Origin of the sequence: Streptococcus urinalis 2285-97 (assembly GCF_000188055.2) — a bacterium.
In the GTDB taxonomy this organism is placed as follows: Bacteria; Bacillota; Bacilli; order Lactobacillales; family Streptococcaceae; genus Streptococcus; species Streptococcus urinalis.
Window position 1 is genome coordinate 510,001 of the sequence record NZ_AEUZ02000001.1, and the last position, 13,297, is coordinate 523,297.

Sequence of the window (13,297 nt, forward strand, 5' to 3'; positions counted from 1 at the left end):
GCGTGAGGTCGGTGGTTCGAGTCCACTCGTGCCCATTTTTATTGATATGGTCCGTTGGTCAAGGGGTTAAGACACCGCCTTTTCACGGCGGTAACACGGGTTCGAATCCCGTACGGACTATAGTATAAAAAAAGGAAAGTGGCAATTTTCCTTTTTTTATTATTCAATTTCTTCAGGTAAAAGAATTGTTTCCTTACCTTTATTATCCAAAACTTTTATTTGTTTAGGGAATTGTGGATTAAAATCGTAATTATAGTCAAATTCTATCACAAAATCTTTTTTCAAATCAATATATTGTAGAGAAACCTTATCTTTTTTATTTACGATTAAGAATGTTAGTACCTGAGGTAAAGGAAAAACATGCTTTAAGTTATTATCTATAATTTCCCAGAATAGATCTATGATTTGATATGGTAATAGAGTTGCAACTGCAAAACTGGCATATCTTTCTTTAGTATTTTCAATTGACATTAAATTTTCTCCCTTAAAATAGCAATTAAGCACCCTCTCGGGTGCTTGACAACTCTTTAACGATTCTTCAGTTCAAGATAACGTTTGTACCAAATATCGATGTAACTTTTAGAAAATGGTCCTTTGGAATTATTAATCCAATCGACTAATATCTTAACATTTTCTTTTAAAATAAAGTCAATTTGCGATGAATAATTCATCTTTTTTTGTGAACTTCGTATTCATCTACATCAAGAAGCTTTTTTTCACCATCTGCAAACACTTTTACATCTAGATCATAGTCTATATACTTGAGTGCTTCTTCATCCATTATATAAGGACTTGCGAGATTACAGTAGTAAGAGACGCCATTATCTCTTATCATAGCTATAATATTGAACCAATATTTTTTATGAAAGTAAACAATAGCAGGTTCTCTAGTAACCCATCGTCTACCATCACTTTCGGTTACTAGTGTGTGATCATTAACTCCAATTACAGCATTTTCAGTTGTCTTTAGTACCATAGTATCACGCCAAGTGCGGTGTAAACTACCATCATGCTTATAACTTTGAATTGTAATAAAGTCGCCTTCTTTAGGTAACTTCATGTTTTTCCAACTTTCTACAATTAAACTTATCTTTAATAGCATATCATAATTTTCTGAAAAAATCACTTACTTATCTTTTTTATTCAAAAAAGTCTTTATATCTTGATTTTATATCATCATAACCGAACCCTTTTCGAAATAATGATTGAATTAATCGTTGCTTCAATTCATAGCCTTGGTACTTTTTACTATATTTACGATATTGTTTTTCTAATTCTTTATCCAAAAGATTTTTTTCTTGAGTCTCATCTTTTTCCAATGGTAACTTTTTTAGACTAATAGTTATCATTTCTGTTGAGAATCCCTTTTGAGCTAAAAATGTTTTTATTTTTAGTTTTAATTGGTTAAGTGGGTATTTCTTATAGTATTTTTTAAAAGCTTTATTTGCGATACGATCTGAAACATTTTGAAAATCATAATTTTCTAATAGTTTATCGATTCTCGTTAGGGTTATACCTTTTTGAAAAAGTTTTTGTTTAATTTGTTTAGGACCTTTATCGCCATGATTTAAGTTTGATTCTATAGTGCTTTTGATAAATAAGTCATCATCTATCCATTTTTTCTCTTTTAAATGACTTACTACTTTGATTATGATTGGTTCAGTTATGTCATGTTTTTTTAGATATTGTTGGATTTCATTTTCTGTACGTGCTTGAAAGGAAATGTAATAGAGAGCTAAATCTTTGGCATAGGATTCTTGTGCAAAGGTTTCAATATCAACAAGTTCATTTTCAGTTAGGGACTTTCCTTTTGTGAGCATAAAGCGAACAATCGTGTCTTCAGTCACATATATTTTTTTCAAATTATCAAATTCAAGAAGGTAAAGGCGTTTTTTCTTTTCAATTTTGGTTATTTTCATATTAATAATTATATCAAAAATGTTAGAATATTATAGAGGCTATCAATGATAGTTTGAAACCAGTTTAAGTAGGTATTTGAATGTTATTAAAAGAAAGACAAACTTTTTCTCTCAAAATAAAACGCATGGGAATTAACGGTGAAGGAATTGGATTTTATAAAAAGACATTAGTCTTTGTTCCAGGCGCATTAAAGGGAGAAGAAGTTATTTGTAGAGTTACTTCTGTTAAACCAAGGTTTATCTTGGCTCAGTTAGTTTCAATAAAAAAAGCTTCTAAGTATCGTGTTATCCCTGAATGTCCTATTTACGAAGAATGTGGTGGCTGTCAAATCATGCATTTGAGGTATGATAAGCAACTGGATTTTAAAGATGATTTAATTAAGCAGTCGTTGAAAAAATTTAAACCCAAAAATTATGAATCAATTGAAGTTCGTCATACTAAAGGAATGGAAGTTCCAAAGCATTACAGGGCTAAACTCCAATTTCAAACTAGAATGATTTCGGGTTCAGTTAAGGCAGGGCTTTTTAAAGAGGGCAGTCACCATTTGGTTTCAATTAAAGATTGCTTAGTACAAGATAGTACAACTCAAAAAATAATTAACGAAATCGTTAGATTATTGGATAAATACAAAGTACCAATTTATAACGAACGTAAAATTCAAGGGATAAGAACTGTAATGATTAGGCGTGCTAAAGCAAGTGATGATGTTCAAATTATCTTTATCTCTAGTAAAGAAGTTAGATTGACACCAGTTATCAAAGAACTTGTAAATCAGTATGATAATCTTAAAACAATTGCTATAAATCTAAACAATTCTAAAAAAAGTGATATTTATGGTCAAGATACTGAAATTATTTGGGGCCAAGATAATATTACTGAAGAGGTATTAGATTATCAATTTGCATTATCTCCTAGAGCCTTTTACCAATTAAATCCTAGCCAGACTAATGTACTTTATCAGCAAGTGGTAGATGCCTTAGAAGTTAACGAAAATGATGATATTATTGATGCTTATTGTGGTGTTGGCACAATTGGCTTTGCTTTTGCAAATAAAGTCAAAAGTATTAGAGGAATGGATATTATTCCTGACGCTATAAAGGATGCAAAGAAAAATGCCTCTTTTATGGGATTTAAGAATACCTCTTATTTTGTTGGGAAAGCCGAAGAATTGATCCCAAAATGGTATAAAGAAGGTTACCGAGCGGATGCTTTAATTGTTGATCCTCCTAGAACGGGTTTGGATGATAAATTGCTAAAGACCATAATTCAATACCCTCCTAAAAAAATGGTTTATGTATCTTGTAATGCCTCTACATTAGCAAGAGACTTAGTGACCTTATCAAAACTTTATCAAATTGATTATATTCAGTCTGTCGATATGTTTCCACAAACAGCTAGGACTGAAGCGGTAGTGAAATTAAAACGAAAATAAGACTAGAATGTTTAATGAATCATATAAAAAGTGAGGTTAATAATGAGTATTTTAGTAAGATTTGCAAGTCTAAAAGATGCACAATCACTTTTATCTATTTACAAGCCCTATGTCGAAAAAACAGCCATAACTTTTGAATATGAAGTTCCTAGCTTAGAAGAATTTGAAAATAGAATCAGTCAGATTCAATCGTTTTATCCCTATTTAGTTGCCGAGGAGAACGGTCGCATTATTGGTTATGCTTATGCAAGTCCGTTTAAAGATAGAGCAGCTTATGATTGGTCGGTTGAAGTTTCAGTTTATTTAGATCATCAATCACGAGGACAGGGTGTTGGTACCATTCTTTATGAAAAATTAGAAATCATTCTTGAGGAAATGGGAATATTAAATACCAATGCCTGTATAGCCTATGCTTATGATGATACGCCATATTTAACAAATGCCAGTCAAGCATTTCATAAAAAATTAGGCTATCAAATTGTTGGTCATTTTCATCAATCTGGTTACAAATTTCAACACTGGTTTGACATGATTTGGATGGAGAAGCTAATTGGTGATCATACTTCAAAACCAAAACCAGTAAAATCAGTAAATGATATTAAGATTAGTTTATACTAATCTTTTTATTTTTACCTATAATTAAATTGCAATAAAAACATAATTAAGTTAAACTATTTAAGTATAACCGTTCGTGATAATAAAATAACCATTGATGATGTTTTAGCAGTTCTTGATTATCTTACTTGCTAAAATAAATGAAAAAGGAGACTGCATGAAGTATTTTATTGTCGAAAAAAATAACCAACTCTATCACATCAATCAACACGATGTCTACTATGTTTATACTAAAAATGATGCACCTCATTTGGTTTTTTATTGCACTGAAGATGGTGAATTTTATAATAGAACCACATTAAAAGCACTTCTTGAACAAAAAAGTTATCTTTTTAAGAGATGTCATCGAAGTGTCATTATTAATTTAGAAAAAGTAAAGTCATTAGATCCTCAGAAAAGGTTGATTTCATTCAGTCGTAGTATCCAAAGCGTTGTGGCTTCGAGACGTTATTTTAAGACTATTTTGGAAGAATTCAAGGCAGGTTAATTGAAATGTTTAATATTTTTGTATTAGAGGATAACTTTCTTCAGCAAACCAGATTAGAAGAATTACTTTTATCTATTGCCAAAGAAAAAGCAATTACTTATAAATCATTATCACTGTTTGGGAAACCCCAAAGCCTAATTGAAGCAATAAAAGAAAAAGGATCTCATCAACTCTTTTTTTTTAGATATTGAGATAAAAGATGAAGCTATGAAGGGATTGGAAGTTGCTAAGTTTATAAGACAAAAAGACCCTCATGCTATTATTATTTTTGTGACAACACATTCTGAATTTATGCCCTTAACATTTCAATACCAAGTTTCTGCTTTAGATTTTATTGATAAGACTGGGTCAGATAAAGAGATAAAAGCTCGTCTTGAGGCAGCCATTGATTATGCTCAGGATAAATTAGATTACCCTGAGCAAGACAGTTTTTTGTATAAGTCAAATCACACTCAAGTTCAAGTGCCTTTTAAAGATATTTTGTTCTTTGAAACGTCACCCAGCGTTCATAAAGTGATTTTGTATACTGAAAGAGATCGTGTGGAATTTTATGCTAAAATTTCAGAAATAGCAAAGTTAGATAAACGTTTGTTTCAATGTCATCGCTCATTTGTACTAAATCCTGCAAAGATTGTTAGGATTGATAAGGAAAATAGGATAGCATACTTTAGAGATGGTTCATTTTGTTTGGTTTCTAGAATGAAAATGAAAGGTTTAATCGAAGTTATGGAAAAACTTCAGTGTAGACATTAGAAATGAGAAACATGAATTTATTATTTTGGCAAATCGGTATCGTATTATTATTTGAAATGATAGATATTTTTTTACTACTTTGTTTTTTTAACTTTGTTAGTGATTCTAGACTACCTAGACGACAAATAGTGATACTTTCAGCTATTATTTGCGTTTGTAAAGCTATTATTAGTATTATTTCTGTCAATTTTTTACATTTGGATATTACCTTTATCTTTTTAATTTTTTTCTTTCTCAGTTTACCAATGATCTTAGATCATTATTCTGGATTAAGCATAAAACTCTTTTTTGGTATTTTTTCAATGGTAGTTGTCAATATTTTTTTGAGATTTATGACTTTTTTTATTTGCCCACTTTTTAATATTGATACAAAAGAAGTAAATAACAATTATTTAAGTCTTTACTTTTTTGATTATCTTAGTATTATAGTTAGCTTTTATTTTGTCAAATTATTTAGCTATGATTTTAACAGTTGGAAAGTAAACCTAGATAGTAAAGTGGGTAAGTTATTATTAAATACCATAAATATTTCAATGATTATCTATTTTGTCATTATTCAACTTTTGACAATGGTTCAATTTTCAAATATTAATATTGATACGAGTAATCCTAGAAAAATAATAGTTCTTTTTTATTTATTTTTATTTTTTTCCTTACTTGCTATTATAGATCGAAATGTTAAAAATAATTTATATCAAGAAATACTAAGTCAAAAAGAAAAACAGTTAATTGATTTATCTAATTATAGTCGACAAATTGAAAAAATTATATAATGACATTCGAAGTTTTAGACATGATTACGCTAATATTCTAACTAGTTTAAAGATCGGGATTGATTCACAGGATATTGAGGTCATATCTACTATTTATGAAACAGTTCTTAAAGACTCAAATAAAAGTTTAAATAAAGGGAATTTTTCATTGGGGTGACTATCAAATTTAAATAATGATGCTATAAAAAGCATGCTTCCTGCAAAAGTCTTAGAAGCTCAAAACCTTTGTTTAAAAGTAAATGTTGAAATTCCCAAACCAATTGATTTAAGACATATTGATACTTTAGATTTTATTCGGATTATGACGATTCTATTAGACAATGCTATCGAAGCTGCTATTGAATCTCGTGACAAAGAAGTCTCATTAGCATTTCTTGATGAAAAAGATAAAGTGGTTATTGTCATAAAAAATACCACAAAGCAAAAAAGAGTAAGTTATCAAAATATCTTTAATAAAGGTATTTCATCAAAAGGTTATGGTAGAGGTATCGGTTTATCCAGTGTCAGTGAAATTTTGGATCGCTATAGTTATATTACGATAACAACAACGTCTTACAACTTTTCATTTACACAAATAATAGAAATAAAAAAACTAGGATAATTCCTAGTTTTTTACTAAACACGTCTTAGTATAACAAATCTTTCTGCGACACCTTTTAAGAAACGTAAACTACCGTTAATTTGAGTCATTTCTTCTTTAGTTAGTACTTTATACTGTTTGACTGATTTATTATTGTTCATAAGACACACCCCTTTGTTTTAATAACTGTATTGTAATCTTTTTTGTTCTCAAAAGGTTAGGATGTCATAAATGGTAATAATTTAGTAGTAAATAGTCATAAAAATTACGTATTTAAGGTATACAACTGACTGTAAACGCCTTTTTGCGATAGGAGTTCTTGATGATTACCATACTCAACGATCTTACCTTTATCAAGCACTAAAATACAGTCTGTTTTCTTAGCAACAGATAGCCTGTGTGCAATAAAAATGATGGTTTTATCTTGAATAGACATGAGGTTTTGAATCACACTATTTTCAGTTTTTAAGTCAAGTGCACTCGTAGCCTCGTCCAAAATAATTATTGGTGATTGCCTTAGTAATGCGCGTGCTATTGCAAGTCGTTGTTTTTGTCCTCCAGATAAACCTGATGTATTGGAAATATGGGTATCAAATCCGAAAATCATTTGATTGATATCTTCCATTATATTAACTGTTTGGCAAACATCAATTAGTTCTTGGTCGGTCACCTCTTGAGAAAGTCCCAAGGTTAGGTTTGAACGTATGGTTCCCTCAAAAAGAAATGATTCTTGTGGAATATAGCTTATCATAGACCGTAAAAGAGTTGGATTGATCGTGTCAATATTGGTTTGATTAATTTTTATGATACCTTGTTGAGGTTTTATGAAAGAAACGAGTAATTTAGCAACTGTTGATTTTCCCGAACCAGAACTCCCTAATACCGTTATTTTTTGACCAAATGGTATTTTTAAATTGAGCTTTTCTATTGCATTTTGTGGATATTGGTATTGATAGCTGACGTTTTGAAGCGTAATCTCAGGATCCTTTTGAGAAAATTTTTGAGAAAGCTGTTGATTTTCAGTTTTTAAGTACAAAACATCATTTAAGCGAGAAGTTGCAACTTTTGCTTTTTGAATTTTTTCTTGAAGATTAATAATATTTTCAAGAGGATTCAAAAAAAGATCAGTAGCATATTAAAAGTAATAAGTTGTCCAATGGATAACCTTCCTTCTTCAATCATGGAAGCGCCAAACCATAAAATTACTATGGATAAAAATAATTGAGTCAGCTGTTTTAGGGCATTTTGAAGAAAATGTAATTTGGAAAGTTGAAATGATTCTCGCAAATAATCATTTAGTTCTAGCTTTATTTTTTCTTTGAAAAACAGTTCTTCACATAGTGATTTGATGGTTTCTATACCATTAATTGAATCAATCAGAGTAGCATTTAGTTTGGTGTTTTTTGCCATAATCTGTTGATTTTTTTCTCAAAAAGAGGGATAAACAATAAGATAAAAAAACAGTAAAAAGGAATTGATAAACAGACAAAAATAAATAAATGGGGACTTTGGCCTATCAAATAAAGTCCTATGAGAATAATCATTGTCAAATCCAGGAATAGAGAAATGACAATATTTGATAAGGCCTCAATAATATGGTTAGCATCTGTGAATCTTGTTAGTACATCACCAGCTTGTCGGTTGTAGAAAAACGACATTGATAGTTTAAAAAGATGGTTGATATATTTGAATAGAATCATGAACGTTAATTTTTGACTAAATTTCTCAAGAATTAATTCTTTTTGAACATAAAGAAATTGTTGAAAAAGATAAGCAATACCAAGTGTGATAAAGACAAGAGATAAGTCGTGTACTTTTGAATTTGGGATGTACTTATCAAGTGTCTTTTGAATGACATAAGAGCTAGATAAATTAATGATTGTGATAATCATGCTAAATAAGACACCAAAAATGATTTTTGATTTTGATTTTAATAACTCTTGTAAAAATGATTTTAAGTTGGATTGAGATTTCTTTTGGTCTATAAATGTTGTTCCTGGTGTCAATAAGATTGTATTACCAGTCCATTGCTTTAGAAATAGTTTGATATCAATCCAATGTTTTCCAAAGGCAGGATCAGGATCAGCAATCAGTAATTTGTTATTTTTTATATGATAAATTACTACAAAATGAGGCATATTGTCGTCTCTTAAGATATGCGCGATAAATGGATAGGTAAGATCGTGAGCATTAAATAACTCTTTATCAGCTTCAATACATAAGGTATCAAAATTTAGTTGGTGGGCAGCTTCGACGATACCTAAGATATTTGTACCACACTGGTTCGTTTTAGCTAATTCTCTAAGGTAATTTAGAGAATAAGTAGTTCCATAGTATTGTGCAATAGTTGCTAATGCTGCAACACCACAATCACCAGCATCATTCTGATATATGATTGGAAAATGTTTCAATTGTTTAACCTTTCTAAGTTATACTTATTATTTTAAGTTATATTGATTGGAGAAAATTAACTGTTTATGATACTTAAGCAGCCGTTTATGATTTAGTTCTTTAAAACTTTCCATTTACGTTAAACTTCTAAAAATAAAGAGTTTATAGAGAGCTTAGAAATGTTTCCAAAACAATACTATAAAGAAGTGATTAGATTGCTTATTTTTTTATGCCTGTTCTACATTGTTATGCAATTTTTATTCTTTTTGATGTGTGACTTTGAATATTTAACAAAACGATTTAGAATCATCTTTAGCTTATTTTCTGTTTATTGTTTGATAGTAAAATGTCGTCATCTTAGATTAAGAAGAAATAAAAAAAGAAGGTATGAATAAATAGCTACTAATAATCATGCACTTAATTGTATCATGTCAATATATAATAAAACTATTATTATAATTTAATTTTATTTAAATTATTATGAAAACTTGTAAAGAATTTAGTTGCCAAATGTTGAATTACCTGTAACCGATTTCTAAAATTTTTCTTTATCATCTTTTTTATATGAATTTTATAAGGAAAATGGTTTATATTAATTCGATAATTCCGTTTATTTATCTATTTTTTATTAAAAGCATTAATGTTTTATAAATTGATAGAATTATGGTATATTATAATTGATATTAAAACACTATTATAGAAATAAGTGAAAGGAGACGATATGGTTCAAAAATATCTTTTGTCGATTTGGCATTTTTTTCAACTGACAGTCATTTTTCATCTTCTATCATTTAGTGGCATTCTTTTTTTTGGTATTGGACCTGCTTGGCAAACAATACTGACACTTTACTTGATACATCAAAAAGAACCTTATCGTTATTCACTAAGAGAAGCATTTCATATTTGGAAACATAATTTTAAAAGAGCCAATCTCTATTTCTGGATGATGACACCTCTCTTTTTAGCTCTAATTTTTAACTTGAATTTAAGTATGCAAGGAAATGGAGTATTCTGGTACCTACTGACTTTTTTGATCTTTGTATTAATTATCATAGGTATGCTCTTTTATGTCTATCTGGCATTTTATGAATCTACTTATGAATTATCCATATGGGATAATTATAAATTGGCTGGGATTAGCTTAATGATTGACATCAGACGAACGCTAATATTGACTATAGCAATGATGTTGATGTTTATCGTGACTTGGTATTGTCCTGTTTTCTACCTTTTTTTAACTTTTGGTATTAATGTGTTTCTCTTTGATAAATTGACAAAACCTGTACGAAAAATTATTGATGACTTATTTATTATTAAACCAACGCGTCTGATTGACTAAAAAGTACTCTGCAGAGTACTTTTTTTGTTATACTAATAAAAGAGAAGAGAGGTTAAAAATGATAGACATTTTAATTAAGTCAATGGGATTTATCCTCATTATTTGTTTAGGTTATTTATTAAAAGTAAAGCGCTTTCTTAGTCTAGAAGATGGGAAAGCTATTTCACGTTTAGTTATTAATGTAACCTTACCTTGTGCTCTAATATTATCCACTAGAGAAATCAATGTTTCCGCAGAATTGTTTATTCTATTATTTGTTGGATTTTTTTCAAATTGTCTCTTGTTATTTCTTGGTTATATGCAAGGTAGACATTTTGATTCCATTTTAAAAGGTCAAAGTATTATTCAATTAGCTGGGTTTAACGTTGGTAACTTTGCTTTTCCTTTCGTTCAAAGTTTCTTTCCAATTCAGTATGGTGTATCTGTTATTTTATTTGATATAGGTAATGCGATCATGGTTTTTGGGGGTAATTATGCTTTATCCTCTTCAATTTCTGGAATTGGTGAAAAACTCAGTTTTAGAGGTTTGATAAAAACCCTATTACATTCAGTACCATTTTGTACCTATCTTGTTTGTTTTATTTTATCTCTTCTAAAATGGACGATACCAGATTCGATTGTAAGTGTTATTAAGCTCGGAGCTGATGCGAATCCTTTCTTAGCCATGTTGAGTTTAGGTACTATGGTCGATTTATCTATCAATAAAAGCCAAATTAAAGAACTCTTTCAGCTATTGGCAAGTCGCCTTTTACTAACTTTTCTTATTATTGCAATACTTAACCTCTTACCAATATCATCTATAGCAAAAGAAATGGTGACAATTTGCTTACTTGCGCCAATTGCTGTTGTGACACCAATTTTTGCACAAAAACTAGGCAGTAGCAGTTCTACCCCAGCAAATGTCAGCACACTTAGCATCTTTTCAAGTATTCTTTTAATGATGATTGCTATTTTAGTTTTTCACTGATTTCTATGTTATTTTTTTCGATCTTTAGTTATAATGAATTAATATTTGTGAAAGGTAAGTCTATCAATGATACTAGAAGAATTTGATTCAACTAAAACAGCTATTATCAACCCTTGTGACATTATTGCACCAATTGTTTCATTTCCAGATACTGTGATTACATGCTTTGCAAGAGAAACATTTAAACGTTTATTGCAGGAATTCCCACATCGACAGATTGCAAAAACCAGTGTCGCCAATTTAGACATACCTATTTATGAATTAACTTATCATCATCAGAGATTTGCTTTTTTTAATAGCTATGTTGGTGCTTCAGGTTGTGTTGCCGTTTTAGAAGATTTGGTCGCTATGGGGATGAAGAATCTTTTGGTTTTTGGGACCTGTGGTGTCTTAAAATCAGATATTCAAGAGATATCTATTATCATTCCAACAAGTGCTATTAGAGATGAGGGAACAAGTTATCATTATCTTGAGGCTAGTCCAGAAGTTAGTGTAAATAGAGCTTTTCTTAAGGATTTAGAAAGTTTTTTGACAAAATCAAAAGTTCATTATCAAACTGGAAAAGTCTGGACTACTGATGGTATTTACCGTGAAACGATAGAAAAAATGCGTCAACGAAAAGCTCAAGGTGCTATCTGTGTTGACATGGAATGCTCTGCAATAGCTGCATTTTCACAATTTCGAGAGATTAACCATATTCAATTTTTTTATTCTGCAGATAATTTAGATGCAGAAGTTTGGCAAGCAAGAACCTTAACTAATGAAAGTGACCTAGAAACTAAAGATACCATTGCTTTGCTGTCTCTTGAAATAGCTAGTCATATCTTTAACCATTAAGAGAAACTCTATAGAGGGTTTCTTTTTTTAGTTATTTGATGTAAAATAGTGAACACAAAAATAAATATAGGCTAACTAATATGCAACATTCATATTCTTTAAGATCAGTTTTCATACACAGTGGCTACCGTACACCAATAGGTGTTTTTAAAAAGCAATATTCTCACACTAGACCTGAACTACTAGGGGCAATATTTTTAAATCAATTAAAGAATGAATTACCCAATCAAAACTTAGATGCCTTTATATGTGGCAATGCCATTGGAACTGGTGGAAATATCGGAAGGTTGTGTCTTTTGTATTCTCATTTTGATGAGAGGATACCAGCACAAACAGTTGACCTTTAATGTGCTTCAGCAAGCGCAGCAATTGGCATAGGGTATTTAAAAATAAAAACAGGACAAGCTAATTGTGTCATTGCTGGAGGTATTGAAAGTAGTTCTCTACAACCTAAAAGGATTTATGCTGAGAATGATGAAAGATTGGGTGCCTATCAAGTTGCACAGTTTTCTCCAGATAGTGTTAGCCAATCAGTTATGATAGAAGCTGCAGAAAATATTTGTCTTGATTATTCTTTTCAAAAAAACTATTTGAATCATTATGCCTTAAAGAGTCATCAAAAAGCCGTACACGCTAAGGAGACTAAATTATTAGATGAACTTATTTTTCCAATTAAAGACTTTGAAGATCAAGGTATCAAAGATACGTTAACGCTAAAATTATTGGACCGACTACCAGCTATTTTAGGAAAAAACAAACAAATTACAGTGGGAAATGCCTGTCTAACACATGATGGTGCTGCTTTTGTGACACTTAGTCAAAGAGAATCACCTTTTGAAATGATTGATTATACTGAGGTAGCAGGTGATCCTAAAAGGTGTCCAGAATTGGTTGTGAAAGCTACTAAAGCTATATTAGAAAGAAATGAGTTAACAATGTCTTGCATTGATGCTGTTGAATGGAATGAAGCTTTTGCTGTTACTGATGCTTTATTTGATTATTATTTTTCTGGTTTTAGAGACATTTACAATATTTTTGGAGGAGCATTAGCTTATGGACATCCTTATGGTGCTTCAGGAGCCATCAATTTATTACATCTGATGCAAGCACTAAAATTAAAAAAAGGAAAATTAGGAGTTACCGCAATAGCTGCTGCTGGAGGTGTTGCTATAGCAATATTAGTTTCTTATAAAGGAGAATAAA

The 13,297-nt window shown here is 30.2% G+C and carries 12 protein-coding genes, 2 tRNA genes and 4 pseudogenes (1 of these 18 cut by a window edge); 12 read left to right on the forward strand and 6 right to left on the reverse strand.

The features are described from left to right. Both STRUR_RS02530 and STRUR_RS02535 read left to right on the forward strand, forming a co-directional pair. Positions 1-35: transfer RNA gene (locus STRUR_RS02530), tRNA-Ile, on the forward strand (it extends 39 nt beyond the left edge of the window). 13 nt (positions 36-48) lie between these two features. Continuing rightward, a tRNA-Glu gene (locus STRUR_RS02535) sits at positions 49-120 on the forward strand. A gap of 39 nt (positions 121-159) precedes the next feature. Here the strand turns inward: STRUR_RS02535 and STRUR_RS02540 are convergent. The 3 genes and pseudogenes from STRUR_RS02540 to recX form a co-directional block, all read right to left on the reverse strand. Next, on the reverse strand, positions 160-471 hold the full coding sequence (locus STRUR_RS02540) for a DUF960 family protein (protein WP_006739682.1): 312 nt from the start codon (positions 469-471) through the stop codon (positions 160-162). 56 nt (positions 472-527) lie between these two features. Next, positions 528-1,060, reverse strand: a pseudogene (gene ntdP, locus STRUR_RS02545) (nucleoside tri-diphosphate phosphatase). A 79-nt stretch (positions 1,061-1,139) separates the two neighbouring features. Next, positions 1,140-1,919 (reverse strand): recombination regulator RecX, encoded by a 780-nt coding sequence (gene recX, locus STRUR_RS02550; protein WP_006738769.1) that lies wholly within the window; start codon positions 1,917-1,919, stop codon positions 1,140-1,142. Positions 1,920-1,999: 80 nt separating this feature from the next. On the opposite strand from recX, the gene rlmD reads away from it, so the two are divergent. From rlmD to STRUR_RS02580, 6 genes and pseudogenes are all read left to right on the forward strand, one after another. Beyond that, the gene (gene rlmD / locus STRUR_RS02555) at positions 2,000-3,352 is read left to right on the forward strand and encodes a 23S rRNA (uracil(1939)-C(5))-methyltransferase RlmD (RefSeq protein WP_006740426.1); all 1,353 of its coding nucleotides are present in this window, start codon (positions 2,000-2,002) and stop codon (positions 3,350-3,352) included. A gap of 42 nt (positions 3,353-3,394) precedes the next feature. Next, the gene (locus tag STRUR_RS02560) at positions 3,395-3,970 is read left to right on the forward strand and encodes a GNAT family N-acetyltransferase (protein ID WP_006739956.1); all 576 of its coding nucleotides are present in this window, start codon (positions 3,395-3,397) and stop codon (positions 3,968-3,970) included. 154 nt (positions 3,971-4,124) lie between these two features. After that, positions 4,125-4,454, forward strand: a complete 330-nt coding sequence (locus STRUR_RS02565; protein ID WP_006738984.1) for a LytTR family transcriptional regulator DNA-binding domain-containing protein — start codon at positions 4,125-4,127, stop codon at positions 4,452-4,454. Between the two features lie 5 nt (positions 4,455-4,459). Then, a pseudogene (locus tag STRUR_RS02570) lies at positions 4,460-5,207 on the forward strand (response regulator transcription factor). A gap of 11 nt (positions 5,208-5,218) precedes the next feature. Next, positions 5,219-5,980, forward strand: a complete 762-nt coding sequence (locus tag STRUR_RS02575; protein ID WP_006740054.1) for a hypothetical protein — start codon at positions 5,219-5,221, stop codon at positions 5,978-5,980. Between the two features lie 190 nt (positions 5,981-6,170). Further along, positions 6,171-6,581, forward strand: a complete 411-nt coding sequence (locus STRUR_RS02580) for a GHKL domain-containing protein (protein WP_006739054.1) — start codon at positions 6,171-6,173, stop codon at positions 6,579-6,581. 14 nt (positions 6,582-6,595) lie between these two features. Here STRUR_RS02580 and STRUR_RS11995 read toward each other — a convergent pair whose 3' ends face one another. From STRUR_RS11995 to STRUR_RS02595, 3 genes and pseudogenes are all read right to left on the reverse strand, one after another. Beyond that, positions 6,596-6,721 carry a hypothetical protein gene (locus STRUR_RS11995; RefSeq protein ID WP_006739507.1) on the reverse strand — a complete coding sequence of 42 codons (126 nt, stop codon included), beginning with the start codon at positions 6,719-6,721 and terminating at the stop codon, positions 6,596-6,598. A 104-nt stretch (positions 6,722-6,825) separates the two neighbouring features. After that, the gene (locus tag STRUR_RS02585) at positions 6,826-7,677 is read right to left on the reverse strand and encodes an ATP-binding cassette domain-containing protein (protein WP_006740282.1); all 852 of its coding nucleotides are present in this window, start codon (positions 7,675-7,677) and stop codon (positions 6,826-6,828) included. Then, a pseudogene (locus tag STRUR_RS02595) lies at positions 7,674-8,971 on the reverse strand (ABC transporter transmembrane domain-containing protein). The gene STRUR_RS02585 and the pseudogene STRUR_RS02595 overlap by 4 nt, the downstream one beginning before the upstream one ends. Before the next feature lie 701 nt (positions 8,972-9,672). On the opposite strand from STRUR_RS02595, the gene STRUR_RS02600 reads away from it, so the two are divergent. The 4 genes and pseudogenes from STRUR_RS02600 to STRUR_RS02615 all read left to right on the forward strand — a co-directional run bounded on the left by STRUR_RS02600 (position 9,673) and on the right by STRUR_RS02615 (position 13,296). Then, complete coding sequence (locus STRUR_RS02600; RefSeq protein WP_006740315.1) at positions 9,673-10,290, forward strand: YesL family protein; 618 nt, start codon at positions 9,673-9,675, stop codon at positions 10,288-10,290. Positions 10,291-10,348: 58 nt separating this feature from the next. Then, the gene (locus STRUR_RS02605; protein WP_006738887.1) at positions 10,349-11,257 is read left to right on the forward strand and encodes an AEC family transporter; all 909 of its coding nucleotides are present in this window, start codon (positions 10,349-10,351) and stop codon (positions 11,255-11,257) included. Between the two features lie 66 nt (positions 11,258-11,323). Next, a complete protein-coding gene (locus STRUR_RS02610) occupies positions 11,324-12,094 on the forward strand; it encodes a nucleoside phosphorylase (RefSeq protein WP_006739392.1) in 771 nt (256 codons plus the stop codon). 80 nt (positions 12,095-12,174) lie between these two features. Beyond that, positions 12,175-13,296 (forward strand): annotated as a pseudogene (locus STRUR_RS02615) (acetyl-CoA C-acyltransferase). Position 13,297: the final 1 nt, after the last annotated feature.

Excerpts from the sequence above, each read along its gene's own strand:
- STRUR_RS02540 (WP_006739682.1), bottom strand. The coding sequence starts at position 471 with ATGTCAATTGAAAATACTAAAGAAAGATATGCCAGTTTTGCAGTTGCA.
- recX (WP_006738769.1), bottom strand. The coding sequence starts at position 1,919 with ATGAAAATAACCAAAATTGAAAAGAAAAAACGCCTTTACCTTCTTGAA.
- rlmD (WP_006740426.1), top strand. The coding sequence starts at position 2,000 with ATGTTATTAAAAGAAAGACAAACTTTTTCTCTCAAAATAAAACGCATG.
- STRUR_RS02560 (WP_006739956.1), top strand. The coding sequence starts at position 3,395 with ATGAGTATTTTAGTAAGATTTGCAAGTCTAAAAGATGCACAATCACTT.
- STRUR_RS02565 (WP_006738984.1), top strand. The coding sequence starts at position 4,125 with ATGAAGTATTTTATTGTCGAAAAAAATAACCAACTCTATCACATCAAT.
- STRUR_RS02575 (WP_006740054.1), top strand. The coding sequence starts at position 5,219 with ATGAATTTATTATTTTGGCAAATCGGTATCGTATTATTATTTGAAATG.
- STRUR_RS02580 (WP_006739054.1), top strand. The coding sequence starts at position 6,171 with ATGCTTCCTGCAAAAGTCTTAGAAGCTCAAAACCTTTGTTTAAAAGTA.
- STRUR_RS11995 (WP_006739507.1), bottom strand. The coding sequence starts at position 6,721 with ATGAACAATAATAAATCAGTCAAACAGTATAAAGTACTAACTAAAGAA.
- STRUR_RS02600 (WP_006740315.1), top strand. The coding sequence starts at position 9,673 with ATGGTTCAAAAATATCTTTTGTCGATTTGGCATTTTTTTCAACTGACA.
- STRUR_RS02605 (WP_006738887.1), top strand. The coding sequence starts at position 10,349 with ATGATAGACATTTTAATTAAGTCAATGGGATTTATCCTCATTATTTGT.
- STRUR_RS02610 (WP_006739392.1), top strand. The coding sequence starts at position 11,324 with ATGATACTAGAAGAATTTGATTCAACTAAAACAGCTATTATCAACCCT.